General features: G+C 60.6%; 22 protein-coding genes. 11 read left to right on the forward strand and 11 right to left on the reverse strand.

Translation table 11 applies throughout. The features are described from left to right. The first annotated feature begins 31 nt into the window (after nucleotides 1-31). Both IFT59_RS01800 and IFT59_RS01805 read left to right on the forward strand, forming a co-directional pair. Complete coding sequence (locus IFT59_RS01800) at nucleotides 32-1,753, forward strand: sensor histidine kinase (protein WP_192085894.1); 1,722 nt, start codon at nucleotides 32-34, stop codon at nucleotides 1,751-1,753. An 85-nt stretch (nucleotides 1,754-1,838) separates the two neighbouring features. After that, nucleotides 1,839-2,864 (forward strand): DNA topoisomerase IB, encoded by a 1,026-nt coding sequence (locus IFT59_RS01805; protein ID WP_062583059.1) that lies wholly within the window; start codon nucleotides 1,839-1,841, stop codon nucleotides 2,862-2,864. A 110-nt stretch (nucleotides 2,865-2,974) separates the two neighbouring features. Here IFT59_RS01805 and IFT59_RS01810 read toward each other — a convergent pair whose 3' ends face one another. The 3 genes from IFT59_RS01810 to IFT59_RS01820 all read right to left on the reverse strand — a co-directional run bounded on the left by IFT59_RS01810 (nucleotide 2,975) and on the right by IFT59_RS01820 (nucleotide 4,466). Further along, complete coding sequence (locus IFT59_RS01810; protein ID WP_062461469.1) at nucleotides 2,975-3,535, reverse strand: type 1 glutamine amidotransferase domain-containing protein; 561 nt, start codon at nucleotides 3,533-3,535, stop codon at nucleotides 2,975-2,977. A gap of 48 nt (nucleotides 3,536-3,583) precedes the next feature. Continuing rightward, nucleotides 3,584-3,790, reverse strand: coding sequence for a hypothetical protein (locus tag IFT59_RS01815; protein WP_192085896.1), 207 nt, complete (start codon nucleotides 3,788-3,790; stop codon nucleotides 3,584-3,586). A 409-nt stretch (nucleotides 3,791-4,199) separates the two neighbouring features. Further along, on the reverse strand, nucleotides 4,200-4,466 hold the full coding sequence (locus tag IFT59_RS01820) for a hypothetical protein (protein ID WP_192077734.1): 267 nt from the start codon (nucleotides 4,464-4,466) through the stop codon (nucleotides 4,200-4,202). A gap of 188 nt (nucleotides 4,467-4,654) precedes the next feature. Between IFT59_RS01820 and glgX the strand changes: the two genes are divergently transcribed. Then, on the forward strand, nucleotides 4,655-6,730 hold the full coding sequence (gene glgX / locus IFT59_RS01825) for a glycogen debranching protein GlgX (RefSeq protein ID WP_062461460.1): 2,076 nt from the start codon (nucleotides 4,655-4,657) through the stop codon (nucleotides 6,728-6,730). Between the two features lie 174 nt (nucleotides 6,731-6,904). Next, nucleotides 6,905-7,609, forward strand: coding sequence for an SDR family oxidoreductase (locus IFT59_RS01830; RefSeq protein ID WP_192085898.1), 705 nt, complete (start codon nucleotides 6,905-6,907; stop codon nucleotides 7,607-7,609). Nucleotides 7,610-7,705: 96 nt separating this feature from the next. On the opposite strand, the gene glgA is transcribed toward IFT59_RS01830, so the two are convergent. Both glgA and IFT59_RS01840 read right to left on the reverse strand, forming a co-directional pair. Continuing rightward, nucleotides 7,706-9,181: a glycogen synthase GlgA gene (gene glgA / locus IFT59_RS01835; RefSeq protein WP_162728410.1), complete on the reverse strand. Its 1,476-nt coding sequence runs from the start codon at nucleotides 9,179-9,181 to the stop codon at nucleotides 7,706-7,708. A gap of 379 nt (nucleotides 9,182-9,560) precedes the next feature. Further along, complete coding sequence (locus tag IFT59_RS01840; protein WP_062461451.1) at nucleotides 9,561-9,926, reverse strand: DUF2934 domain-containing protein; 366 nt, start codon at nucleotides 9,924-9,926, stop codon at nucleotides 9,561-9,563. Between the two features lie 165 nt (nucleotides 9,927-10,091). Between IFT59_RS01840 and IFT59_RS01845 the strand changes: the two genes are divergently transcribed. Continuing rightward, nucleotides 10,092-10,331, forward strand: a complete 240-nt coding sequence (locus IFT59_RS01845) for a hypothetical protein (protein ID WP_192085900.1) — start codon at nucleotides 10,092-10,094, stop codon at nucleotides 10,329-10,331. Nucleotides 10,332-10,545: 214 nt separating this feature from the next. Here IFT59_RS01845 and IFT59_RS01850 read toward each other — a convergent pair whose 3' ends face one another. The 3 genes from IFT59_RS01850 to IFT59_RS01860 form a co-directional block, all read right to left on the reverse strand. Continuing rightward, complete coding sequence (locus tag IFT59_RS01850; protein WP_062461448.1) at nucleotides 10,546-11,046, reverse strand: YciE/YciF ferroxidase family protein; 501 nt, start codon at nucleotides 11,044-11,046, stop codon at nucleotides 10,546-10,548. A gap of 166 nt (nucleotides 11,047-11,212) precedes the next feature. Then, nucleotides 11,213-11,392 carry a hypothetical protein gene (locus tag IFT59_RS01855; protein WP_192085903.1) on the reverse strand — a complete coding sequence of 60 codons (180 nt, stop codon included), beginning with the start codon at nucleotides 11,390-11,392 and terminating at the stop codon, nucleotides 11,213-11,215. Nucleotides 11,393-11,586: 194 nt separating this feature from the next. Continuing rightward, complete coding sequence (locus IFT59_RS01860; protein ID WP_062581961.1) at nucleotides 11,587-11,808, reverse strand: hypothetical protein; 222 nt, start codon at nucleotides 11,806-11,808, stop codon at nucleotides 11,587-11,589. Nucleotides 11,809-12,012: 204 nt separating this feature from the next. Here IFT59_RS01860 and IFT59_RS01865 point away from each other — a divergent pair, with 204 nt between their 5' ends. Continuing rightward, nucleotides 12,013-12,519 (forward strand): sigma-70 family RNA polymerase sigma factor, encoded by a 507-nt coding sequence (locus IFT59_RS01865; protein ID WP_244474083.1) that lies wholly within the window; start codon nucleotides 12,013-12,015, stop codon nucleotides 12,517-12,519. 160 nt (nucleotides 12,520-12,679) lie between these two features. On the opposite strand, the gene IFT59_RS01870 is transcribed toward IFT59_RS01865, so the two are convergent. Then, nucleotides 12,680-13,408, reverse strand: coding sequence for a glutathione S-transferase (locus IFT59_RS01870; RefSeq protein ID WP_192085905.1), 729 nt, complete (start codon nucleotides 13,406-13,408; stop codon nucleotides 12,680-12,682). Between the two features lie 221 nt (nucleotides 13,409-13,629). Here IFT59_RS01870 and IFT59_RS01875 point away from each other — a divergent pair, with 221 nt between their 5' ends. Then, nucleotides 13,630-15,972 carry a glucose/quinate/shikimate family membrane-bound PQQ-dependent dehydrogenase gene (locus tag IFT59_RS01875; protein WP_174197033.1) on the forward strand — a complete coding sequence of 781 codons (2,343 nt, stop codon included), beginning with the start codon at nucleotides 13,630-13,632 and terminating at the stop codon, nucleotides 15,970-15,972. 91 nt (nucleotides 15,973-16,063) lie between these two features. Here IFT59_RS01875 and IFT59_RS01880 read toward each other — a convergent pair whose 3' ends face one another. Next, entirely contained in the window at nucleotides 16,064-16,348 is a 285-nt protein-coding gene (locus tag IFT59_RS01880) for a BON domain-containing protein (protein WP_113111862.1), read from the reverse strand. A 109-nt stretch (nucleotides 16,349-16,457) separates the two neighbouring features. After that, a complete protein-coding gene (locus tag IFT59_RS01885; RefSeq protein WP_342366069.1) occupies nucleotides 16,458-18,416 on the reverse strand; it encodes a hybrid sensor histidine kinase/response regulator in 1,959 nt (652 codons plus the stop codon). Nucleotides 18,417-18,583: 167 nt separating this feature from the next. On the opposite strand from IFT59_RS01885, the gene IFT59_RS01890 reads away from it, so the two are divergent. The 4 genes from IFT59_RS01890 to IFT59_RS01905 all read left to right on the forward strand — a co-directional run bounded on the left by IFT59_RS01890 (nucleotide 18,584) and on the right by IFT59_RS01905 (nucleotide 24,874). Then, nucleotides 18,584-19,186, forward strand: coding sequence for a TetR/AcrR family transcriptional regulator (locus IFT59_RS01890; protein ID WP_062461428.1), 603 nt, complete (start codon nucleotides 18,584-18,586; stop codon nucleotides 19,184-19,186). Between the two features lie 49 nt (nucleotides 19,187-19,235). After that, nucleotides 19,236-20,405 carry an efflux RND transporter periplasmic adaptor subunit gene (locus tag IFT59_RS01895; protein WP_192085907.1) on the forward strand — a complete coding sequence of 390 codons (1,170 nt, stop codon included), beginning with the start codon at nucleotides 19,236-19,238 and terminating at the stop codon, nucleotides 20,403-20,405. 25 nt (nucleotides 20,406-20,430) lie between these two features. Further along, nucleotides 20,431-23,610, forward strand: coding sequence for an efflux RND transporter permease subunit (locus IFT59_RS01900; protein ID WP_192085909.1), 3,180 nt, complete (start codon nucleotides 20,431-20,433; stop codon nucleotides 23,608-23,610). A 178-nt stretch (nucleotides 23,611-23,788) separates the two neighbouring features. After that, nucleotides 23,789-24,874, forward strand: a complete 1,086-nt coding sequence (locus IFT59_RS01905) for an enoyl-CoA hydratase/isomerase family protein (RefSeq protein WP_197978009.1) — start codon at nucleotides 23,789-23,791, stop codon at nucleotides 24,872-24,874. Nucleotides 24,875-24,891: the final 17 nt, after the last annotated feature.

The raw sequence follows: 24,891 nt of genomic DNA on the forward strand, positions 1-24,891 counted from the left end.
TGCCAACCATCCCGCGCAACGGTCGTGCGGGATGGCTAGGTTTGCGCGGCTCTTCCCGACGGCACCGATCGGGGCTTATCTGATCGCGCTCGTCGTGGGCGTGGCTTTACCGCTGCTTGTCTTCGGCGCCTTTCTCATGCTGCAGCTGGAAGAGCACGAACGGGACATGCTCTCCTCGAATACGGCAGAAGACGCCCAGATGATCGCTCGTGCGGTCGACCGCGAGCTGCAGGACATGGCAACGACGCTGCGCCTGCTGGTCAGTTCTCCCGAGCTGGAGTCCGGTGACCTTCGCGCCTTCCACGAGCGAACCCGGTCGAGCCTGCGTTCCACCAAGCTTTTCGTGATCGTCGCAGACCGGGACGGACAGCTTCGGCTGAATACCCGCGTCCCCTTCTATACGCCGCTCGGCAAGACCGCCAACATGCCAGCGCTCGAATCCATGCTGCGCAGCGGCTTGACGGAAGCCTCCAGCATGTTTCGCGGCACGACCAGCGGAAAGTGGGTCTTCAACGTCGCGATGCCGCTGTCTGAGAAGACAAACGCCTCGGGCGCTGCGATGATCATCACGCAGGATGCCGAGGATCTGCAAAAGCTACTGTCCGTCGATGGCCTGCCGGATGGCTGGTCTGCCGCGGTCCTCGATGGCAGCGGTCAGGTTGTCACCTCGGTCGGTGCCGCAAAGATGGCGGAGGGCGCCAGGTTTCCCAGCGAAACTCTGCGGCTGATGACCGGTTTTCGCGGCACGATCGAAGATGTCGATGGTGCGGGCAAACAGATGTACGGTTATGCGCAGATTACCGGCTGGGCCTGGAAGACCGTCGTCTGGGGGCCGATCGCGTCCGCGCAGGAAAACATTATCTCCACCTGGCGGCAGCTCGTTGCGGGCGGCATCGTCTTTCTCGCCATAGCCATGGTCGTCGCCTACCTCGTCGCCTGGCAGCTGCGGATCCCGATTAGGCAGATCGCCGACATGGCCGAACGGATCGGCAAGGGCGAAATCGTCTCGCCGGTGGAGACCAAGATCACCGAGGCGAACCAGATCGCCGTCGCGCTTTCGAACGCCTCGTTCGACCGGAGCCAGGCGGAAGACCGTATCCATCTCATCCTGCACGAGCTGGTTCACCGGACAAAGAACATCCTCACGCTTGTCCAGGCGATGATGCGCCAGCTGGCACGCAAGGATACGCCGATGGACGAGTTCCAGAGGGCAATCAGCACCCGCCTCCAGGGGCTCGGGAAATCGATCGAGGCTCTCGCCGAAGAGCAATGGGGCGGTGTTCCGATGCATCGGGTCGTCGAGATCCACATGAGCACGTTTGCGGAAGCGGCGGACCGCGTCCAGATCCAGGGCGAGGATTTCGTGCTGAAGGCGGGAGCAGTTCAGAATCTCGGCTTGGTGCTGCATGAACTCGCCACCAATTCCGTCAAATATGGCGCATTGTCTGTACCCCATGGTACGGTACGGATCTCATGGAGCGATATCGCCGAGGAGACCGTCTCGGATGCAGACGGCGAGAGCAGTGGTGTGAACCTGCTTCTGGTCTGGGAAGAAAGCGGCGGCCCGACGGTAAAGCCGCCCACCCGCACCGGGTTCGGCACGACCATCATCAAGCGCCACGCGACCGCTGCATTCAGCGGCACTGTCGATATCGATTTCCGGCCCGGCGGCCTGGTCTGGCGGATGACGGTACCGCGTGCCAACCTGGAGCGCCCGGACGCTTCGGAAGGCTTGCGCGACGTCCCTCTTTAAGTTCTCCGGGTGTTTCAACGCGTGGGAACGAAGCGATATCCATCTCAGTTTAGCGGTTATGGATACGTTAGTCAGCACCATTGAAATTGACGTCGAGTCTCTCAAGACGATCGGCCTCACCTATGTCAACGATACCGAACCCGGCATTCGGCGGGAACGACGCGGCAAGGGGTTCAGTTACCGGTTGCCGGATGGTGGCTTGCTGGTTGAGGATGACCACCATACCCGCATTTCCGCACTCGGCCTGCCGCCAGCTTACGAAAACGTCTGGATCTGTCTCGATGCCAGCGGCCATCTGCAGGCAACCGGCTATGACAGCCGCGGCCGCAAGCAGTATCGTTATCACACGGACTGGCAGAATTTCCGCAGCGAGCGAAAGTTCGACCAGCTTGCCCAGTTTGGCGAGGCCTTGCCGCGCATCCGGTCCAGAGCTGCCCGCGATCTGTCGCATGGTCTCGACAAGTCCGAGGCGGTGATTGCAGCGCTTGTGGCGCTGATGGATATGACACATCTGAGGGTCGGCAACCGCGCCTATGCCAAGGAAAACCGCACCTATGGCGCAACGACGCTTCTGAAGCGGCACATGGTTTTGTCCGGTGACGGTATCCTTTTGAAATTCACCGCCAAGGGTGGAAAGCGGGTGCAGCACACGCTGAAACATCCGCGTCTCCAACGTATCCTGGAAGACGTCGCCGACCTTCCGGGACGCCAGCTGTTTTCGTTTCCCGATGAACACGGTACGCCGCGACCGATCGATTCTGGCCGGCTTAACGCGTATCTTGCCAAGGCCGCCGGTTTTCCGGTCACGGCAAAGACGTTCCGCACCTGGGGCGGAAGCCTCGCAGCCTTCATGTCAGCCTGGAATACAATGGCTGAGGACGGACACCGTCCCAAGATCAAGGCACTGTGCAACGCAGCTTCCGAAGCGCTGCACAACACGCCTGCCGTCTGCCGCACCAGCTATATCCATCCGCAGATCCTGGGCCTTGCCGAGGATGTCTCGCCGCTCGAAAAGATCATGAACGCGAAGACCCTGCCGACGGACGGCCGCCGTGGTCTGCGCATGAACGAGCGCCGGCTTCTGGCATTCCTGAAGCAGGAACAGACCTGACCTGACCGGTTCTCGCTCCGTCAGCCAGCGTATGATCTCGTTGCACCCAGACAAGAGAAAGCCCGCACCGACCATGTCGGAGCGGGCTTTCGTTACCAGTCATCCTGCAATCAAGCGGCCTGTCTGTTGTGACGGCCTTCGTTGACTTCCTCGACGATCTTGTCGACGAACTGCTGCAGGTCGTCGGGCGACCGCGATGTGATGATGCCGTTATCGCAGACCACGGCTTCGTCCTGCCAGGACGCGCCTGCATTGCGAACGTCGGTCCGGATCGACGGGTAGGATGTCGCCTTGCGGCCACGCAGGGCATCCGCCTCTATCAGCAGCCATGGACCATGGCAGATGGCAGCAACAGGCTTGCCGCTCGCCACAAAATCTCGCACGACGCTGATCGCCGTTTCATCCTTGCGCAGCACATCGGGATTGATCTGTCCGCCGGGCAGAACCAGCGCATCAAAATCGCTTGCCTTGACGTCCTTCGCTTCAAGGTCGACCGCGACAGAGTCACCCCAGTCGGTCTCGTCCCAGCTTCTGATCTCTCCAGACTTGATCGAAGCGATCTTCACGTCGGCACCACGTTTGCGCAGTTCATCGAGCGGAAACCGGAGCTCCGAGCGCTCGTAGCCGTCGGTTGCTAGAATCAGGATGGAAGCGGACTTCATGTCAGCCATGTTTCACTCCTTTTTATTGTCATGGACTGTTGTCGTGGGCCGGCCCGGTTACAGGCGGCCAGTCGAGAGATCCCTGCCATTGATCGACGCGGGGACACTGATCTCCTCTCGCGCTGTTCTGGGAAGCGGCAGTACGACGGCATCGGGCACCAGGACCCTAAGCTCCTCCGGGCGTTTGGCCGCAAGATGCTTTGGCTGGCCGAAGCTGCGATGCGAAAGGAACCGGTTCTTCAGCATTGTCAGAACGTGATGCATGATGGATCTCCCGTCGTGAACACAAGGTTTGTCGCCCGGTCACTGGATGTCCAACCCGACCGGTGTCATTTCGTTCCAGATCTTACACGATGTAATAGTACGTTACTGAACGACTCGAACGCGCCAAGCTCACAGGAAGTCTCGCCGATAAAAAGTTGACGTCAGCGAAGAGGCCAGCCACAGTCATGTGTCGCTGGTGTCAGTCAATGGGATGACCGGTCGATCGCTAGATCGGAACGACCATCATGTAACAGGCCGCGATGACCATCACAAAACCTGCAGCCTCGATCCATTCCTTGACCATGATTGCCTCCCGCCACACTCCTAAAGCCTATCAACTGCGATACGGAATCATGGTTCCACGAAATGGCCACAAATGCGGCGAAACGGCCTTATTCATAAAATTTGATTAACTCTTGTCGGCTTCTGCCCTTGCACGTGCCGCTTCCAACACCGAGCGCACTTCGCGGGCCATGGCGTTTTCGATCGCGAAGGCACCATCGGGGGAGAAACCGGGATCTTCCTCGTTGTCCTTGAACGTGGCGTCGTCACGCAACCGCTGCACGAACCGGGTGGTCGTCAGCTCGCCGCCAATCATTGCAGCGATCAAATCGATCATCAGTTCGCGATGCGCGTTCAGCCGGCCTTCGAGCTCTTCCGGGGGCATGGTCGTCATGGTCTTCTCCCTGTTGTTATGGGTACCATTAGAGAGATAGGGGAGGCGGCCCATCCGGAAACGCGTGCCGCCCTCAAAATTTCGCGGGCAACTTGCGAAACCTCCTAAATTGCAGGGCCTCTGGAACGAATTGCAGCCTCGCACCTTCTATAGGCGAAAGTTTCAATTGGTATGACCAGCGGGGAAATATGGATACGAAATCGAGCCACTTTGTCGTTCACCCGGGTTCCTGGCTTCAGCTGGGTGCAAATTACGACGGCGATGGCGTCAACTTCGCGATTTTCTCGGCGCATGCCGAGCGCGTCGAACTCTGCCTGTACGACCCGAGCGGCAAGGTGGAAATCGCCCGCCTCGAGCTGCCGGAATACACCCACGAGATCTGGCACGGCTATATCCCCGGCCTGAAGCCCGGCGCTCTTTACGGCTATCGCGTGCATGGCCCCTATGACCCGGAAAACGGCCATCGCTTCAACCCCAACAAGCTGCTGATCGACCCCTATGCACGCGAACTGTTCGGCGACGTTGAGTGGAACGAGGCACATTTTGCCTATGATCTCCTTGCCGAAGACAAGGACCTGACCTTCGACGAACGCGACAGCGGTCCCTACACGCCGAAGGGCGTTGTCATCGACCCGAATTTCGACTGGCACGACAACAACCGTCCGAAGATCAGCTGGCCGCAGACAGTCCTCTACGAAACGCATGTGAAGGGCTTTACCCAGCTCAACCCCGGCGTTCCGATCGACTTGCGCGGCACGTACGAAGGCATGGGCCACAAGGCGACTGTCGATTACATCAAGAACCTCGGCATCACCTCGGTGGAGCTGCTGCCGGTCCACTCCTTCCCGGACGACCAGCACCTGCTCGATCGTGGCCTGAAGAATTTCTGGGGCTACAACACCCTCAACTTCTTCTCGCCGGCCTCGCGCTACTTCGGACCGAAGGGCATCCAGGGTTTCCGCGAGATGGTGCGGAACTTTCATGATGCCGGCGTCGAGGTCATTCTCGACGTGGTGTACAACCACACGGCCGAAGGCAACGAGCTTGGACCGACCCTGTCGTTCAAGGGCATCGACAACTTTTCCTACTACCGCACGATGCCCGACCAGCATCGTTACTACATCAACGACACCGGCACCGGTAACACCGTCAACACTTCGCATCCGCGCGTACTGCAGATGGTCACCGACTCCCTGCGCTACTGGGCCGAAGCGATGCATATCGACGGCTTCCGCTTCGATCTTGGCACCATTCTCGGTCGTGAGCCGGAAGGCTTCAACGAGCGCGGTGGCTTCTTCGATGCCATCACGCAGGATCCGGTCCTTTCCAAGGTCAAGCTGATCGGCGAGCCTTGGGATATCGGTCCGGGCGGCTACCAGGTCGGCGGCTTTCCGCCTGGCTGGGCCGAATGGAACGACAAGTACCGCGATACGGTGCGCGAATACTGGAAGGGCGACAACGTCTCGACGGACTTTGCGGCGCGCCTTCTCGGTTCCGGCGATCTTTACGATCAGCGCGGTCGTCGTCCCTGGGCATCGGTCAACTTCATCACCGCCCATGACGGCTTCACCTTGAACGACATGGTTTCGTACAACGAGAAGCACAACGACGAGAACGGCGAAGACAATAACGACGGCCATAACGACAACCGTAGCTACAATTACGGTGAGGAAGGCCCGACGGAAGACGAGGGCATCAACGCGGTGCGTGAGCGCCAGAAGCGCAACTTCCTCGCCACGCTCATGTTCTCGCACGGCACGCCGATGCTGCTGGCCGGTGACGAGTTCGGTCGCAGCCAGCTCGGCAATAACAACGGCTACTGCCAGGACAGCGAGATCTCCTGGGTTGCCTGGGAAAACCTGCCTGAAAGCAACGAGCAGCTGCGCGAGTTTACCCGCCAGATCATCAAGCTCCGGCACGAGCAGCCATTGCTGCGCCGCGAGAACTGGCGCGATGGCATGGACATCAAGTGGTTCAACGCCGGCGGTGGTTTCCAGACCTCCGAACAGTGGGACGAAGGCTCGACGATCGGTCTGTACATTGGCCGTGGCGACCTGAAGGAAGAGGAAGGCATCTGGCACGACGTGCTGCTGCTGTTCAACCCGTTCGAAGGCAACGTGCCGTTCCAGATCCCGCAGTTCGGCGAAGGTGGCTGGGTGCTGGAGATGACCACGTCGGATTATTCCAAGAAGGGTCTCGTGATCACCAAGGAACGGGACTTCGAACTCGAAGGCCGCAGCCTGGCACTGTTCCGCCGTCCGTGATGGCAGCCTGAATACTCTGATCTCCAAGCCCCGCCGGTCTCCGGCGGGGTTTTTCGTTTGGGTGGTATGCCCCAAAGGCAGAACTCACCAGCCTTCAGCCGAACTCATTCGATGACAGCTTTTCCTCATGCTATGTCTCTGTTCACACCACGATGCAGGGAAGGGAAGCACAGCATGTCGGCAGAAAAGGTAGCGATCGTCACAGCGGGCGGAAGCGGTATGGGAGCGGCGTCTGCGAAGAAGCTCGCGGCCGATGGGTTCAAGGTGGCGATCCTGTCCTCTTCAGGTAAGGGCGAGGCCTTGGCGCAGGAACTCGGGGGGCTCGGCATCACCGGCTCCAACCAGTCCAACGACGATCTCAAGCGGCTCGTTGATGCGACTATGGAGACATGGGGACGGATCGACGTGCTGGTCAACAGCGCCGGCCATGGACCACGTGCGCAGATCGTCGAAATCACCGACGACCAGTGGCATACCGGCCTCGATGTCTACTTGCTCAACGTCATCCGTCCGGTGCGGCTGGTGGCGCCGATCATGCAGGCCCAGAAGTCGGGCTCGATCGTCAATATCTCGACCGCTTGGGCCTTCGAGCCGTCCGCGATGTTCCCGACATCGGCGGTGTTTCGCGCCGGGCTCGCCGCTTTTACGAAAATCTTTGCAGATACCTATGCGGCCGACAATGTGCGCATCAACAACGTTTTGCCCGGATGGATCGACAGCCTGCCGGCAACCGATGATCGGCGCGACAGCGTGCCGATGAAGCGCTACGGCACAAGCGAGGAAATCGCCGCAACGGTCGCGTTCCTGGCATCCGAGGGCGCCGGTTACATCACCGGGCAGAACCTGAAGGTGGACGGTGGTTTGACGCGGTCGGTCTGAGACCTGCGGTTTTCGTTAGCCGAACGCTGTGTGCGCCGTGCGCCGTTTTCGTCAAGGAATCAAACGACGCAGGTGCCGATCACGGCACCTGCCGGATCAAAAGCTCGCTCGTCGGTCCGCGGAGGAGTTGCCGGCCTTGCGCACCAGGTTGGTGTAGACGGTGGCGTATTGCTGGGCACTGCGCTCCCAGGAGAATTTCGCCTTCATCGCCTGGTTCTGCAACCGGGCCCACATTTTCGGTTCCTGGTAGGCGTGCATGGCCCGGCGCAGCGCGAGCCGCAGCCCGTCGGTCGTGACGGGGTGGAACTGGAAGCCGGTCGCAACCCGTGCCGACATCGCTGCATCATTGGCATCGATGATGGTTTCCGACAGCCCGCCGGTGCGCGAGACGACGGGCACGGTGCCGTAGCGAAGCGCGTAAAGCTGCGTCAGGCCGCAGGGCTCGAACCGCGAGGGCTGGACGATCGCATCCGAACCGGCATGGATGAGATGCGCGGTCGGTTCGTCGTAGCCGATGTGGACGGCCATCTTGCCGGGATAGCGCGCAGCCGTATCCAGCAGCGCCTGTTCGATATCCTTGTCGCCTTGGCCGAACACGATGATACGACCGCCATTGTGGATGACCTCGTCCGCCGTATCGGCGAACATGTCGAAACCCTTTTGCCAGGTGAGGCGGCTGACGGCGGAAAAGATCGGTCCGTTGCCTTCAGGGTCGAGCCCGAACTTTTCCATCAATACGGTCTTGTTGTCGCGCTTGCGCTTCAGCGAACTGACATCGTAATTGCGCGGAATATGCGGATCCGTTGCCGGGTCCCAGATGTCGAGGTCTGTGCCGTTGACGATGCCGCGCAACACGGTCACGCGCTCGTTCAGGACACCGTCAAGGCCCATGCCGAAACGCGGCGTGAGGATCTCCCGGGCATAGGTGGGGCTGACTGTGGTGATGGCATCGGCCGTCAGCAATCCGCCCTTCAGGTAGCTGATGCCCCCGAAATATTCGATCCCGTTGATTGAAAACAGCGAGCTGGGAAGGCCGATCGCGGGGAGAATGTCTGCGGAATACTGGCCTTGGAACGCGATGTTGTGGATGGTGATCACGCTCGGAATGGCGCAGCCCATTTCGCGCATGTAGACCGACGTCATCGCCGACTGCCAGTCATGGGTATGAACGACATCGGGTACGAAACCAGGCAGAAGCCCACCGGCGATTTCCGCCGCAGCCTTCGACAGAGCTGCGAAGCGCCGCCAATTGTCGTGGTGGTCGTTGCCATGCTCGTCGACATAAGGTCCGCCCAGCCGGTCATAGAGTTCCGGCGCGTCGAGCACGAACAGGTTCAGGCCTTCGATCTTCACATGCAGCAGCGACGCGCGGGTACCGAGCAGGTCGTCGAACAGAGCAAGTGGCGTCACGCCGGAGCTTACCTGGGCCATCACTTTCGGATAACCCGGAATGAGCGTTATGGTATCGATCCCGAGGGCAGCAAGCGCCTTCGGCAGGGATCCTGTCACATCGGCCAATCCGCCGGTCTTGACCAGCGGGAAGATTTCCGAGGTGACCGACAATACTTTCATCGCGAAATTTTCCCCACTGCGTCCCCCAAGGCTCCGCTGCGTGCTACGCCCGGGAACGGCGTCCGACGACTGCGAACGGTCAGTACTCTGACTGGCAACCGGGTCATCAACTGATGCTATTTCGATGGGGCCATCCAAGGGGCCGTACGCGTCCATCATGCCAACTCCCACCCTTGTCCATGCCATTTCACATCAGTGCCGGAGGGGAGACCTGTGTCAGCGACCGCCGAAATGGGAAAACCAGTCAGAGAAATACACGAATACGCAAAAGCCATTGCCGTCTTTCAGATGTAATGATTACCCCGCGGCAGAGGCTGCCGCGGCCCGTCATGTCCGCTCTTGTCTGCGTGACCCGGCTGGCGTCAAAGGCCAGCCCGGCCTATCGGGACCGCTTCTTGGCAGGCTGTTTGCCCGCGGGAACCGGGGCCGGAGAAACCGGCACGGACTTCTTTTCGCTTGAGGCCTCGGAGGCGAGCGCTTTTTTCGATTTTTCGGACCCCGCCGCCGCTGACTTGGCAGGCTTAGCTGCTTTGGCGGTGGAATCCTTGGCATTTGCGGTGGGCAGTTTCGGCGCGGATGCTGCAGGCTGTTCGTGGGCGGCCGGTGCCGACGCAGTCGGCTTCAGCGTCGCAAACTCCAGTTTGGCGCGCTCCCAGTGCTCCGTATCTTTGCCTGAAGGATACCCCTCTTCCTCCCAGAGCGCGTACGCGCGGTGCTTGATCCAGTCTTGTTCGGAATCAGCCATCTTTGTCTCCATTCACCCAAAAGCCGAAACGACCTTGTTGGGAATAAGTTCCATGGATTTCACGACAGAAATTCGATTGATTCAAATCGTGTTGGCACAAACAACCGACCGGACGGAACTATTCGAGGAGTTACGCGTTTGAGACCGCCGGGAGGAGACGCTGCAATGCAAAACTACTGCGATATTGTTCCAGACGCAACGGGCTGGGTCTATGTAATTGACGGGGTACATTCAACTTCGTACTTCCATACAGTGGAACTTGCCGTGGAGGCGGCGAAGGTCCAACTGATGCGGCGTGGACGATTCCATGCCGGAGTTTTCCGCAGGCTTGGTGTGGATGGAAAGATGGCTCCGATCGAAATGCTGCCGAAATCCGGCATTCCGAAAGCCGCTTACCATAGTTGATTGACACCATTTTCTAGCTGCCACGTCATTCATACGTCTTCGCAATCCTGTGGGACTGAGGAGCGTTTTTGTTTTGGCGATAGTCCGCGCGCCGATGTCGCAGACCGCAAATCAATCCAAAAAAGTCCGGCATGTGCCGGACTTTTCGTTTTTCTGGCGTCACGTTCGCGAGGAGACACCCGATCTGGTGATCGGGCGTTTGTCGCTGTGGCGATCAGGCTGCCTTCTTGGCAGCGGCGTTGACGGTGGACTGTGCCAGCGCAGACAGCGCTTCGTCGGTCTTGCTTTCTTCGGCAAGCGTCTCGTCGAGAAGCTTTGCTACGTCCTTCAGGCCGAGTTCGGTCGCCCATGTGCGCAGCGTGCCGTAACGGCTGATCTCATAGTGTTCGACTGCCTGCGCAGCGGCCAGAAGGCCGGCGTCGAGGGCCGATGTGCCCTTGAATTCTTCGAGGATTTCCTCGCCTTCGGACAGGATGCCTTCGATCGCGTCGCAGGTCTTGCCCTGAGCGCGCTTGCCGATCAGTTCGAAAACCTGCTTCAGGCGTTCGATCTGGCCTTCGGTCTCTTCCTTATGGGTCTCGAAAGCGGCCTTCAGCTTCGGATCCTGGGCACCGCGGGCCATTTTCGGCAGCGCTTTTACGATCTGGCGCTCGGCGTAGTAGATGTCCTTCAGCGTTTCGTAGAACAGGTCTTCGAGGGTTTTGTCTTTAGCCATGGTGGATCTCCTTGAGAGTCGAATTCGCACCCAATGAACCAAAGCAGAAGCTGAAAGTTCCTCACATATTTGTGAAAAAGGTCGAGAAGGGGCGACAGCTTGCGGTTGGTCCGCAGATCAGATGTTCGCGCATGCGCCGGCGGGCGCTCATCTCGAGGTCAGGCGGTCAGCTGCCTTTACCGTCGAGCTTTTCGGACAATTCCTTCTGAAGCTGCAGGGCAAGACCGAGCAGGCGATCGGGCACGTCTTCCTTCTGGATCTCCGCCAACAGAACGGAAACCTTGCGGTTGACGCTGCGTCCGAAACTCGCGTCTTTTTCTTCCACCGGCTTGCTCTGCTTCTTCATTCCGACCTCTGACGTCACCGCCACCGAAAACACCCTCTGCCGGACGCGTTCGCCCGCATTCCCTAAGCCCTTTAGAAACCTCTTATACCAATAAGATTAATTTCGGATATCCCGAAAAAGTCACAGCGAAGAACGAAAAAGGGCGACCTCCTATTCGGAGGCCGCCCACTTTGTTCCAATGGTCCGGGTCGGTATCAGTTCTTCGGCGGCTCCGGGGTGCCGGCCGGAATGGACGTTATTGTTGCGGCGACCGGATCGCTTGCCGGAAACGTATCTTCCAGGCCCTCGTCGAGTTGCTGTTCGAGGTCAGCGTCGCTGCCCTTTTCGCGCGCCGACTGCTCAGCCTTCTTGGCCTTCCACTCGTCGCTCTGTGCGCTGTTCTGGTCGTTGTCGTTGGTTTTGTCGGTAAAGCTCATGACATTCCCTCCTTGGCGTTGCCGATGATGCTGAAAAAACGGCGTGCTGCTTCTGTTTGTTCCGGCAGGCCGGCAAGAGCTCCATATTTTCAAGGTGATCTGCCGGCAATCTCCGGGTGGGGTTGAGAGGGCGGAACCAAAATGAAGGGGCACGCGTTTGCAGAAGTCAATCCGGCCGTCGAGACTTGGGAGAGGTAGGCAACGGTGTCTGAATCACAGTTGAATGGCGATCCTGCGCGGGCAGATATCGTGAAGCTTATACCGGCGCTTCGTGCCTTCGCGCGTACGTTCTGCCGCAATACGACGGATGCCGACGATCTCGTGCAGGAAACACTGATGAAGGCGCTGGCCAACCTCGACAAGTTCGAGCGCGGCACGCGGCTGAAGTCCTGGCTCTTCACCATCATGCGCAACACGTTCTATACCCGATCCAAGATTTTAGGCCGCGAGGCTCCAGGGCTCGAAGAAAACGTGTCTGGCGATACGCCGATAGCTGCTTCGCAGGAAATGGCAATCAGGGCGAAGGAAGTTCGCGACGCTCTCGTAAAGCTGCCTCCCCATTACCGCGAGGTACTGACGCTGGTTGCCATTCTCGGTGAGAGCTACGAGGCAACGGCCGAAATCTGCGGCTGCGCTGTTGGAACGGTCAAGAGTCGTCTCAATCGCGCACGGCACCAGATCCTTCAGGAACTGGGGGAGGAAGCAAGATAACCCCGCTCGTCATCCAAACGCGGCTGCCCGAAGAGGCAGCCATCAATGCTCAGGAGCGCAAGGACATGAAGTTCGTACTGATCGCGACCGCGATCATGATAGCCACGGTCGCTCCTGTCTTCGCATTTATCTAGCCAGAAACGTCAAGGCGCCGAAGCGCCTACGCCGGATCCTCGTCGAGTTCGGGATAGTGGCGAAAGATACCGCTCTCGTTGAAAGCGATGCGGCGCTCCGATTTGAGATAGGCTGCGATCCTCGGCCTTTTCCCAACGGCGTCGCGAAGTCTCGCCACGTTCGGATACCGGCTGTCCAGCGATGCCATTGCCCGCGGGAAAGCGTAGGTCAACCCTTCGGCGATCTGGAAGAGCGACAGGTCCACATAGGTGATCGCGCCGCCGACAGCCCAGCCTTCGCCGGTCGGGTTTGATCCGATCACGCCGTCGAAATAACCGAGAAACTTTGGCACCCTCTGCGCAAGAAACGCCTTTGTGCGCGCCTTGGCTTCCGGCTTCTGATCCTCGTAATAGTCCCCGGTGCTGATCGGATGGTGGGTGTCGTGAACCTCGGCCACGAAGTCGGTGATCGTCAGCTGCAGACCCTGCGCAAACACACGCAACCGTTCGTCATCGGGAGCAAGCCCGAGCTTCGGGCCGAGATAGTGCAGGATGTTGGCGACATGCGAGACGACGATCTCGCCGTCTCTCAGAAACGGCGGAGCGAATGGCAGGTCGGGATAGGCTTGGCTGCCCTTCAGGTAATTCATCATCTTTTCGGACCCGTCCGTGGTTCTCGCCACGTCGAGATAGTCCGCACCGGCGTCTTCCAGCGCCAATCTGACGAATTCGCCGCGACCCTGCAGGCCGTCCCAGTAGTAGAGTTCATATGCCATGGCTGTGCTTGCAATCCCTGTTTGAGTGGGTCGCCGTCGATCGCTGCGGCGTTCTCTTTCCGAACGAGCAGAGCGCCCGTTTGTTCTCGCACTTCTGCACGGCTGGCATTCCGTATCGTATCTTGAACATCTCCGGAGAGCGCTAGATTACCACGCGACACCGGCTGAATGTCCGGCTTGCCACCTATAATGCCCGTCTTCAGTTCGGAACGGAAACCACCATGGCTCTCAAGATCACCGCCATCATCTTCACCCTGCTCGGGCTCGCTCTCGCCATCGGCGGCGGACAGCTCGTCATGCTGGGGGGTAGTGTTTATTATCTCATCTGCGGCCTTGCCTTTGTGCTGACCGCCATTCTGCTTTTCCTTAAGAAACGCGCGGCACTGCATGTCTATGCCGGTATTGTCATCGTTTCGCTCGTCTGGGCGCTTTGGGAAGTCGGTTTCGACTGGTGGCAGCTCGGCCCGCGCGGCGGTCTCATCATCGTCCTCGGCTTCTGGCTGCTGACCCCGTGGATCCGCAAGCCGCTCGGCTTTCTCAGCCCATCCGGCATGCAATACAGCGCCAGTGCCGTACCGCTGGCCATCGCCTCGGTCATTGCCGTGGTCGTCGCCGTCGCCTCGATGTTCTTCGACCCCTACGACCAGAGCGGCGAGCTGCCGGACCAGTCGGTCGCAGCCGCCCCAAAGCTCGGTGGTGATGTGCCGGATGGCGAATGGCACCAGTATGGCCGCACGCCCTATGGCCAGCGCTATTCGCCGCTCGACCAGGTCAATGTGGACAACGTTGCCAACCTCACGGAAGTTTGGCGCTACCAGACCGGTGACGTAAAGCGGCCGGACGACGTGGGCGAGACCACCTATCAGGTCACGCCGCTCAAGGTCGGTAGCTCGCTTTACATCTGCACGCCGCACAATCTCGCCATCGCGCTCGATGCTACGACCGGCAAGGAGAAATGGCGCTACGATCCGAATTCCGGCATGAACCCGGACCGCCAGCACCAAACCTGCCGCGGCGTCAGCTATTACAAGGACCAGGCGGCAGCCGCGGGTTCGGCATGCGCCGAGCGCGTCTATCTCCCGACATCCGATGCCCGTCTGATCGCGCTTGATGCGGCCAACGGTCAGGTCTGCCCGGCCTTTGCACAAAACGGCACGCTGCGTCTGGAAACCGGCATGCAGCACAATCCGGCCGGCTACTACTATTCCACATCGCCGCCTGCGATCGTCGGCAACAAGATCATCATCGGCGGCGCCGTCAACGACAACTACTCGACGCAGGAACAGTCCGGCGTCATCCGCGCCTTCGATGTCAACACCGGCGCATTGATCTGGAACTGGGATTCGGGCAATCCGAGCCAGACCCAGCCGATTGCCGAGGGCCAGACCTACACGACCAATTCGCCCAACAGCTGGTCGGTCTTCTCGGTCGATGAGGAACTCGGCCTCGTCTACATTCCGCTCGGCAACCAGGTGCCCGACCAGCTCGGCATGAACCGTTCGGAAAGCGTCGAGAAATACTCGTCCTCGATCGTTGCGCTCGACATCAATACCGGTGCCGACCGTTGGGTTCGCCAGACGGTGCATCACGATCTCTGGGACATGGACGTGCCGGCGCAGCCGGTGCTGATCGACCTGTCGCGCCCGGATAATTCCGTGGTGCCGGCGCTGGTTGGCCCTACCAAGCAGGGCGACATCTACGTTCTCGACCGTCGCACCGGCGAGCCGATCTTCCCGATCACCGAAGAGCCTGCTCCGAAGGGTGCCATTCCGGAAGACTTTTCCGCGCCGACCCAGCCCACCTCGGCCGTCTCCTTCAAGCCGGAGCCGCTGAAGGAAAGCGACATGTGGGGCGTTTCGATGCTCGACCAGATGGTGTGCCGCATCTGGTACCACCAGTATAACTACGAGGGTCGCTATACCCCGCCGTCGCTCAACGGTTCGATCATCTATCCCGGCAATTTCGGCACGTTCAACTGGGGCTCCGTCGCAGTCGATCCCGAACGCCAGGTGATGTTCGGCATGCCGACCTATCTCGCCTTTACCTCCAAGCTGGTTCCGCGTGCGGATATCCCGGCGAAGGGTCAGGACGAAAAGGGTTCGGAACAGGGTCTCAACCGCAATGATGGCGCTCCTTACGGCGTGTTGATGGGTCCGTTCCTCGGTCCGTTGAACATTCCTTGCCAGGCACCGCCATGGGGTTATGTCGCCGGCGTCGATCTTCGCACCGGCAAGACCGCCTACAAGCATCGCAACGGTACTGTCCACGACATGACCCCGCTGCCGCTGCCGTTCAAGGTCGGCGTTCCCGGCATCGGTGGCCCGATGATCACCAAGGGTGGCGTTGCCTTCCTCGGTGCCGCCGTCGACAACTACCTGCGTGCCTATGACCTGAAGAACGGCAAGACGCTGTGGGAAGCCCGGCTTCCGGCCGGCGGTCAGGCGACGCCGATGACCTACGCGGTCGAGGACGGACGCCAGTTCGTCGTCATGGTCGCAGGCGGCCACGGCTCGGTCGGCACCACACCCGGCGACTACGTCATCGCCTACGCGCTGCCGCGTTAAGCGGCAGTCGCTCAGGCGGCCTGCTCTCAGCCAACAAAAAAGCCCGGAAGCGTCTGCTTCCGGGCTTTTTGCATTGAAGGCTTTCGAACCCTCAGGTGAGATGGCTGCCGGCTTCGGCGGTGATGCTGTTGCGCACATCCGTCACGCCTTCGACGCTGCGGACCACTTCCTCGGCGCGGGCGATCTCGCGGGCGTCGGCGACCCGGCCTGCGAGAGCAATGGAGCTTCCGGTGACGGTGACGGTCACTTCGCTTGCATCAATGCCGCCCGCCGAGGCAAGCGCATCGGCGACCTTGCCTTCCAGCTGGGCGTAAGCCGGGAACTCGACTTCGATCTCCGGCGCGGTTTCGTTAAATTGCGGATGTTTGAATACCATGTGACGTTCTCCCTGATGTCGTCGCGTCCGGCAGGAGATGAGGGCGAAACGACCCTCGCGCGGCACCTGCGGATCATCAGGAGATACAACGCGGCGCACAGCCGTTGGTTCAGCTCGCGCTTCCGAGCATGGTGGCGATCACGTCCGCCAGCTGGTTCTGGGAGAACGGCTTCGGCAATCGCGGCAGTTGCAGGCGGTCGTCCTCGCCGGGCGGCAGTTCGGCATAGCCGGTGGCCAGCACCACCGGCAGGCCCGGCCACTGGCGGTTGATCTCCGACGCGAGTTCGCTTCCGGTCATTCCCGGCATGGAATGGTCCGTGACGACGAGATCGATCGTATCCGTGCGGGCTAGCGCAGCCAGCGCTTCGCGGCCGTTATGGGCTTCGATCACCGTGTGGCCGAGATCCTCCAGCATCAGGGATGTGTTTATCAGCACCAGCGCGTCGTCGTCGACGGCGAGCACCGTCAGCCTCTCCTTTGGTCGCGCCGCAGGGAGATCCGAGGCGGGCTTCTTCTCCTCCGGGCAGTCTTCAAGACGGGCAACGGGCAGAAACAGGGAAACCGTGGTTCCCTTGCCCTCTTCGCTGTCGATCGAAAGCCGGCCGCCCGACTGCTCGGTCAGGCCCTGCACCATGGGCAGGCCGAGACCCGTTCCCTTGCCGACGCCCTTGGTGGTGAAGAACGGTGTGGTGGCGCGGGCAAGCGTTTCCGGATCCATGCCTTCGCCCGTATCGGAAACGCTGATCTTGACGTAGCGACCCGGCTGGAGCTTGTCGTCGCCTTGCGCGAAGTGCACATCAATGGCGGTGATCGTCACGGTTCCGCCTGTTGTCATCGCGTCACGGGCATTGACGACGAGGTTCAGAAGCGCGCTCTCGAGCTGCACCGCGTCACTTAGAACCGGGGGCAGGCTGTCGGGAATGTCGGTTCTGATTGTGAGGTCCGATCTCAGCGAACGCTCGAAGAAATTCATCATGCCATCGATCAGACCGGCGACACCGATCGGGGCCATGTGGAGTTCCTGCCGCCTCGAAAAGGCCAGCATGCGCTGCGTCAGCGCTGCACCGCGCTCGGCGCCCTGAATGGCGTTTTGCAGAAGCGGCATTAGCGACGGGTCGTCCGGCAATCTCTTCTTGAGGATTTCGAGGCTTCCCAGCACCGCCATCAGCAGGTTGTTGAAGTCATGGGCGATGCCGCCAGTCAGTTGGCCGATCGCTTCCAGTTTCTGCGCCTGGAACAGATCCTCACGGGCGACGGTCAGCGCCTTCTGCGCCTCGACCTTTTCCGTGATGTCGCGGGTGATCTTGGCGAACCCTTTAAGCTCTCCAGTCTCGTCGCGGATCGCGTCAATGATCACATGCGCCCAGAAACGGGTGCCGTCCTTGCGGTGGCGCCAACCCTCGCCCTCGAAGCGGCCGTCCCGCAGGGCCGTTGCAAGATTTTTTGTCGGTTCGCCGGCGGCGCGGTCGTCCACCGTGTAGAAGGTCGAAAAATGCTCGCCGACGATCTCCTCGGCGCGGTAGCCCTTGATGCGTTCGGCACCGTGGTTCCAGTTGCTGACATTGCCCTTGCCATCGAGCATGTAGAGCGCGTAGTCGCTGACCCCTTGCACCAGGACCTCGAACTGCCGCTCGCTGCGTTTCAGGTCTGCTTCGGCATTCCTGCGCTCGGTGAGATCGCGGGTGACCTTGGCAAAGCCGAGGAGCTGGCCATCGCCGTCGCGGATAGGATCGATGATGACATGCGCCCAGAAACGGCTGCCGTCCTTGCGAACCCTCCAGCCTTCGTTCTCGAACCGGCCTTCCGCCGCGGCAATCCTCAGTGCGCGTTCCGGCAGATGGTCAAGCCGATCTTCTTCCGTATAGAATCTGGAGAAATGCTGGCCGAGGATTTCGGATTCCTCGAACCCCTTGAAGCGCCGGGCGCCCGGATTCCAGCTGGCGATGTGGCCTTTCGGATCCAGCATGTAGATCGCGTAATCCGTGATGGAATCAATCAGAAGCCGATACCGCTCCTCGTTAAACGGGGATACCTGATGGCCTTCCTGCACGGTCTTCAACTTTCCCACCGCCCAAACTCAATATGCGATGTACCCCGAGCTTACGTCTCGAGGCGCCAGTGGGTCCACCATGCCTTGCATTGCAGAAAAATACGAGTGCCTTGACACAATGAGGTTAAAGATGAATAGTGACGAAAAATGAAATTCGTCAGTCGTTAATTGAAAGCCATTCCGTTATGGACGTTCCCGTCAGCACTCCCGAGGATACACGCCAGGAAAACGTGGTCCGCATCCTCGAAGCGGCCGAGCGACTGTTCAAGCATTACGGTTACGCCAAGACGACAGTGGCCGATATCGCCAAGGATCTCGGCATGTCGCCGGCCAATATCTACCGGTTCTTCGGGTCGAAATCCGAGATCCACAAGGCGCTTGCCAACCGGATGCTCGAGGCGAGCCGAGCCGTTGCCTGGGAGAATGCAAAGCGCGCTGTCAGTGCCACCGAGCGACTGCGTGACCATTTTCTGCAGCAGCACCGCATCACGGTCGAGACGCTGCTGCACGAAAACAAGGTCCACGAGATGGTTGTCGTAGCGATCGAGGAACAGTGGTCGGTGATCGAAGACCATATCATGCAGCTTCGAGCGATCGTCGCAGGCCTCGTCGAGGAGGGGATTGCAATGGGAGAGTTCCGCGCACAGGACGCTGAGCTTGCCGCAGAATGCCTCTGTGATTGCACGGTTACGCTGTGTCACCCGCAGATCATTGCCGAATGTCTGTTTGAAACCCGGCGCGCCGCGCCGGCCGATGTCGTCGACTTCGCCCTCAGGGCGCTGAAATAAGAACCTGCGCTTGTCGCGCTCACCGTAACCCGCCTTATGGAGTGGGATCATGTCTTTCCGAGGAAAGTCTTTCGTCGCAGCCCGTCATTTTTCTTCCGCCTTGAAAGGCGTTGCAGTCGCTGCGGCGCTTCTTTCGCTCGCGGCATGTTCCGAAGAGAAAAAGGCCGAGGCGCCGGAGATCGTGCGGCCGGTCAAGGTGACGCAGATCGGTGCGCCGGATGAGGGCCGCAAGCTCGTCTATTCCGGTTCCGTGCGTGCCCGCACCGAAATGAATCTCGGCTTCAGGGTCGCGGGCAAGATCACCGAGCGGCTTGTGGATGTAGGCGACCGCGTCACGCCGGGCGAAGTGCTCGCTCGGATCGATTCCACCGATTACAAGCTTGATCTCGGCAGCGCCGAAGCCGATCTCGCATCGGCCACCAAGCAGGTCGAGATTTCCGGTCTGGCGCTTCGCCGCGCGGAAACGCTGGCGGCCAAGGACGTCACGTCGAAATCGCAGCTGGAACAGGCGCAGCTCAGCAGCGAGCAGGCCTTGGCACAGCGGGATTCAGCGCAGTCTGCGCTCGAAAAGGCCCGCAATCAGGTTGCCTATTCCGAACTCAAATCCGACCGCGACGGTATCGTCACGGCCGTCAGCGCCGATCGCGGCCAGGTGGTGAGCACCGGCACCTCCGTCGTCACGGTCGCCGTCGATGGCGAGAAGGAAGTCCAGATCGCGGTTCCGGAAATGGATGTCTCGCATTTCAAGCCGGGCGACGGGGTCAAGGCGCGGATCTGGTCGTCTGCCGATCTCGTGATCGGCGGCAAGGTGCGTGAAGTTGCGCAGAGCGCCGATGCCCAGTCACGCACGTTCGCGGTGCGGGTGAGCCTTCCCGCCGACCCGAAGATCCTGCTCGGCATGACCGCATCGATCGAGACTTTCGCCGGAAACGCGGTCAAGGCCTTTGCCATTCCGCTTGCAGCGCTTTCCAAGAAGGGTGACCAGCCGATCGTCTGGGTGGTTGATCGCGGCAAGGGAATTGTCGCGTCGCGTCCGGTTAAGGTGGCGGATTTTTCCGATGACGGCGTGCGCATCTCGGAAGGACTTGCCGAAGGCGATCTCATCGTCTCGGCCGGCACCCAGTTCATGAAGGACGATATGAAGGTGAAGCTGCCGGAAACGGTCGCGACACGCTTCGGCTCGGTGTCGAGCCAGTCCACCGCTTCCGTCCAGCCCTGATATTTCCGGTTAGAGGATCAAGATCATGAGTTCCGATCATCAGGCCAATCCGCTGGAAAAGCAGAAGGAAAAGGGCAGTTTCAACCTGTCCCGCTGGGCCATCGGCCATCCCAGCATCGCGCGTTTTCTGTTCGGTCTCATTATCGTCATGGGTGCGCTTGGCATCATGAACATGGGCCAGAAGGAAGATCCGGACTTTACCTTCCGCGTCATGGTGGTGCAGGCCCAGTGGCCGGGTGCCTCGATCGAGGACATGCAGAACCAGGTGGTCAACAAGATCGAGCGCAAGCTGCAGGAAACCCCGCATCTCGACTGGGTCAAATCCTACACCCGCGCCGGCATCTCGATCACCACGATCCAGGTCAAGGGCGACACGAATGCGCAGGACGTTGCAGATGCCTTCTACCAGGTGCGCAAGAAGATCGGCGACATTCGCCAGGATCTCCCGTCCGGTATCTACGGGCCCTATTTCAACGACGAGTTCGGCGATACCTATATCACCCTCAACGCCATTACCGGCGAGGGCTACAGCTATCCGGAGCTGAAGCAATACGCCATCCAGGCCCGCGACATGCTGCTGGCCACGCCCGGCGTCGAAAAGGCAACGATCCTCGGCGACCAGCCGCAGAAGATCTTCATCGACGTGTCGTCGCAGGCGCTTGCCGAGCGCGGCCTCACCGTCAATGACATCAGCACCGCGCTGGCCGGCCAGAACGATGTCGATGCGTCCGGCTCGGTGGAAACCGCCGATCGCTCCGTGCGGATCTCGGTCGAGGGTGGCGTGACCACGCCAGATGATATCAAGGCGCTGCGGCTGCGCGCCGGCGACCAGGTCTTCCGTCTCGGCGATATCGCCACGGTGAAGGAAGGTCTCGAGGACCCGTATCAGCGCAAGTTCCGCTTCAACGGCCATGACAGCGTGCAGCTCGGCGTGGTGATGGCGAACGGCTACAAAGTGACCGACGTCGGTCATGCGGTGGAGGAAACCTACAAGCGCTTCGAGGAGACGCTGCCGGTCGGCGTCCAGGTAGAGCAGATCTCCAACCAGCCTGAGGTCGTCACTGAAGCCGTCGGCGAGTTCACGCAGGCGCTTCTCGAAGCGCTGGTCATCGTGCTGGTCGTGTCGCTGATCTCGATCGGCTGGCGCTCGGGCATCGTGATTGCGATCGCCATTCCGCTGGTTCTGTCGGCAACGCTTGCCATCATGTTCTATCTCGGCATCGAGCTGCAGCGTATCTCGCTCGGCGCGCTGATCATCGCGCTTGGACTGCTCGTCGACGATGCGATGATCGTCGTCGAGTTGATGGAAAGAAAGCTGGAGGAGGGGTTCGAGCGGCTCGATGCGGCAAGCTTTGCCTATTCCTCCACCGCCTTCCCGATGCTGACCGGGACGCTGATCACCACCGCCGGCTTTATCCCGGTCGGCTTCGCGGATTCGACCGCCGGCGAATATGTGCGGTCGCTGTTCTATGTCGTCGGCATTGCGCTCGTCGTATCCTGGTTCGTGGCCGTCTATTTCACCCCATGGCTCGGCTACATGATCCTCAAGCAGCGCAGTCATGCGGGCAGCGGCGATCATCACGATGCCTATGATACCCGTATGTATCGTAGCGTGCGCCATGCAGTTGGCTGGTCCGTGCGCCACAAGGCGATCGTGCTTATCGCCACGCTTGGGGCGTTTGCGGCAAGTCTCTGGTCGTTTCAGTTCATTCCGCAGAGCTTCTTCCCGCAGTCGTCGCGACCAGAAATTCTGGTCGACATGTGGCTGCCGGAGGGCACCGCGATCAAGGAAGTGGAACGCCAGGCAAAGGCGCTCGAAGACCGGATCCTCAACGACCCCGACAAGAGCTTTGTCGCCACCTATATCGGCGAGGGCGCGCCGCGGTTCTTCCTGCCGCTCGACCAGCAGCTGCGCAACCCGAACTACGCCCAGCTCCTGATCATGTCGAACGGTCTTGAAGAGCGTGAGCGGATGATCGTCAAGCTGCGCAAGATCCTTGCCGAAGAATTCCCGACGGTGCGCGGCAAGGTCGACCGTCTCTTCCTCGGCCCGCCCACGGGCTGGGCCGTGCAGATGCGCGTCGTTGGCCCGGACAAGGCGGAAGTCCGCCGCATCGCCGACCAGGTCAAGGCACGTTACGAACAGCAGCCAGACTTCGGCGCCATTCACGACGACTGGATGGAGCCGGTCGCGGGCATGAAGCTCGTCATCGACCAGGACCGTGCCCGTGCGCTCGGCGTCTCGTCGCAGCGGGTGCGGCAGATGCTGCAGGCCGCAACGTCAGGCGCTCCGATCAGCGACTTCCGCGATGGCGAGGAGACCGTTTCGATCGTGGTGCGCGAGCCGGATGCCACCCGCAACCTGCTGGCCGCCGTCCAGTCGGTCTATATTCCGACAGATCTCGGCACCTTCGTGCCGGCTTCGCAGGTGGCCCGTGTCGAGCCTGTCCTCGAACAGGGTATCGAGTGGCGTCGCGACCGTCTGCCGACGATTACCGTCAAGGCGACCCTGCCTGACGGCGTCGAGCCGACGCAGGCCTCGGTAAACCTCTATAACTCGATGGCCGACCTGCGGGCGGCCCTGCCGGCCGGCTATTCCGTGGACATCCAGGGCGGCGCCGAAGATGCGGCCGAAAGCCAGGCCTCGATCGCGGCAAAGGCCCCGATCATGCTGCTTGTCATCATGCTGCTCCTGATGATGCAGCTCAAGCATTTCGGCAAGGCGATGCTGGTTCTGTCGACCGGTCCGCTCGGCATCATCGGCGCTGCAATGGCGCTTCTGATCACCGGTGCACCGTTCGGCTTCGTCGCCATCCTCGGCGTCATCGCGCTGCTCGGCATCATCATTCGCAACTCGATCATCCTGATCGACCAGATCGACCAGGATATCGCGGCGGGCATGCATCGCCAGGAAGCGATCGTAGGCGCCGCCGTCAGGCGTTTCCGGCCGATCATGCTGACCGCGCTCACGGCGGTGCTGGCACTGATCCCGATCTCGCGCGGCCTGTTCTGGGGACCGCTCGCCTATGCCATGATGGGCGGCATCCTCGTCGCCACCGTCCTCACCATCATCGTGCTCCCTGCCGGCTACTCCCTCTTCTTCGGCCGCGAGCCGAAGGTGAAGAAAGACGACAAGTCCGAGACGCCCGCCAACCAGGGCGAGCTGTTCGAGGACAAGCATGATATGCCGATGGCGGCGGAGTGAGCGGCTTTCCCGGTGGGACAGCGCCATAATCTCCCTCATCCCTGTGCTTGTCACAGGGATCCAGCTGCCCCAAGTCCTTGGGGCTGCAAACCCTCTTTCGCCACGCAGACGCGTGTCGGCTGGATCCCTGTGACGAGCACAGGAATGAGGGTGGGTGGGGTAGAGGGAGGAGGACACAATGGCCAATCCAGTGCAACCTGCAACTGAAGCCGAGGTGCTGTTCAGTCGCCGCGGGTCTGCTGCGGTGGTCTCGCTCAACCGGCCGAAGGCGCTGAACAGCCTCAATCTGTCCATGGTGCGGGCGCTCGATGAGATACTCGACCGCTGTGCTGCCGATACCGATATTTCCTGCGTGATCATCAGGGGCGAGGGAGAGCGTGGTCTGTGTGCGGGGGGTGATATCCGGGCCATTCATCAGGCAGGGCGGGCGTCCGACCCCGAGGTGACGCGGTTCTGGCGGGAGGAGATGCCGTTTAATTATCGCATCTCGCGCTATGAGAAGCCCTATGTGGCGCTGATGGACGGGATTGTGATGGGCGGCGGTGTCGGCATTTCGGCGCATGGGAGCCACCGCATCGTTACCGAGCGCACGAAACTCGCCATGCCTGAAACCGGGATCGGCTATGTGCCGGATGTGGGCGCGACGTGGCTTTTGCCCCGGGCGCCCGGCGAGGCGGGAACCTGGATGGGCCTGACCGGTGACGTGGTTGACGGTGCCGATGCGATCCATGCCGGGTTGGCAGATTTTCTTGTCCCGTCAGAGAGGCTGGGTGATCTCGTCGACGCACTCGGGCAGCTTGCTGGAGACTCAGAGGCTGAGGCAGTGCAGGCCGTGATCGATGCTTTTGCCGTGTCTGGCGAAGGTGGCACGCTTGCGCAGAACCGTGACGTAATCGACCGAACCTTTGCGCATGATACGGTCGAGGAGATCCTCGCGGCGCTCAGCCGCGAGACGGGAGAATTCGCCGCCCGAACCCGCGAGACTCTGTCGAAACGCTCGCCGACCAGCCTCAAGCTGACGCTGAAACTGCTGCGTCTCGGCCGTGACAGTTCAAGCCTCGTCGAATGCCTGGAGCGGGAATTTACCGCCGCTTGCGAACTGCTGAAACACCATGATTTCTACGAGGGCGTGCGGGCCGCCGTGATCGACAAGGACCGCAATCCGCGCTGGCAACCGGCAAGCCTTGCCGAGGTGACAGAAGCCGATCTTGCTCCCTACCTTGCGGCGGGCCACCCGGTCCTGTTTGCCGATCATCGGATGTAGCAGCAAAACCATCCACA

Origin of the sequence: Rhizobium sp. CFBP 8752, from assembly GCF_014842035.1 — a bacterium.
GTDB classification, from domain to species: Bacteria; Pseudomonadota; Alphaproteobacteria; order Rhizobiales; family Rhizobiaceae; genus Neorhizobium; species Neorhizobium soli.

Bases quoted from the DNA above. Each gene is read 5' to 3' on its own strand.
- IFT59_RS01815 (WP_192085896.1), bottom strand. From the start codon at position 3,790: ATGCATCACGTTCTGACAATGCTGAAGAACCGGTTCCTTTCGCATCGC.
- IFT59_RS01860 (WP_062581961.1), bottom strand. From the start codon at position 11,808: ATGAGCTTTACCGACAAAACCAACGACAACGACCAGAACAGCGCACAG.
- IFT59_RS01905 (WP_197978009.1), top strand. From the start codon at position 23,789: ATGGCCAATCCAGTGCAACCTGCAACTGAAGCCGAGGTGCTGTTCAGT.
- IFT59_RS01850 (WP_062461448.1), bottom strand. From the start codon at position 11,046: ATGGCTAAAGACAAAACCCTCGAAGACCTGTTCTACGAAACGCTGAAG.
- IFT59_RS01890 (WP_062461428.1), top strand. From the start codon at position 18,584: ATGGACGTTCCCGTCAGCACTCCCGAGGATACACGCCAGGAAAACGTG.
- IFT59_RS01845 (WP_192085900.1), top strand. From the start codon at position 10,092: ATGCAAAACTACTGCGATATTGTTCCAGACGCAACGGGCTGGGTCTAT.
- IFT59_RS01820 (WP_192077734.1), bottom strand. From the start codon at position 4,466: ATGACGACCATGCCCCCGGAAGAGCTCGAAGGCCGGCTGAACGCGCAT.
- IFT59_RS01900 (WP_192085909.1), top strand. From the start codon at position 20,431: ATGAGTTCCGATCATCAGGCCAATCCGCTGGAAAAGCAGAAGGAAAAG.
- glgA (WP_162728410.1), bottom strand. From the start codon at position 9,181: ATGAAAGTATTGTCGGTCACCTCGGAAATCTTCCCGCTGGTCAAGACC.
- IFT59_RS01810 (WP_062461469.1), bottom strand. From the start codon at position 3,535: ATGGCTGACATGAAGTCCGCTTCCATCCTGATTCTAGCAACCGACGGC.
- glgX (WP_062461460.1), top strand. From the start codon at position 4,655: ATGGATACGAAATCGAGCCACTTTGTCGTTCACCCGGGTTCCTGGCTT.
- IFT59_RS01870 (WP_192085905.1), bottom strand. From the start codon at position 13,408: ATGGCATATGAACTCTACTACTGGGACGGCCTGCAGGGTCGCGGCGAA.
- IFT59_RS01875 (WP_174197033.1), top strand. From the start codon at position 13,630: ATGGCTCTCAAGATCACCGCCATCATCTTCACCCTGCTCGGGCTCGCT.
- IFT59_RS01830 (WP_192085898.1), top strand. From the start codon at position 6,905: ATGTCGGCAGAAAAGGTAGCGATCGTCACAGCGGGCGGAAGCGGTATG.
- IFT59_RS01895 (WP_192085907.1), top strand. From the start codon at position 19,236: ATGTCTTTCCGAGGAAAGTCTTTCGTCGCAGCCCGTCATTTTTCTTCC.
- IFT59_RS01800 (WP_192085894.1), top strand. From the start codon at position 32: ATGGCTAGGTTTGCGCGGCTCTTCCCGACGGCACCGATCGGGGCTTAT.
- IFT59_RS01880 (WP_113111862.1), bottom strand. From the start codon at position 16,348: ATGGTATTCAAACATCCGCAATTTAACGAAACCGCGCCGGAGATCGAA.
- IFT59_RS01855 (WP_192085903.1), bottom strand. From the start codon at position 11,392: ATGAAGAAGCAGAGCAAGCCGGTGGAAGAAAAAGACGCGAGTTTCGGA.
- IFT59_RS01840 (WP_062461451.1), bottom strand. From the start codon at position 9,926: ATGGCTGATTCCGAACAAGACTGGATCAAGCACCGCGCGTACGCGCTC.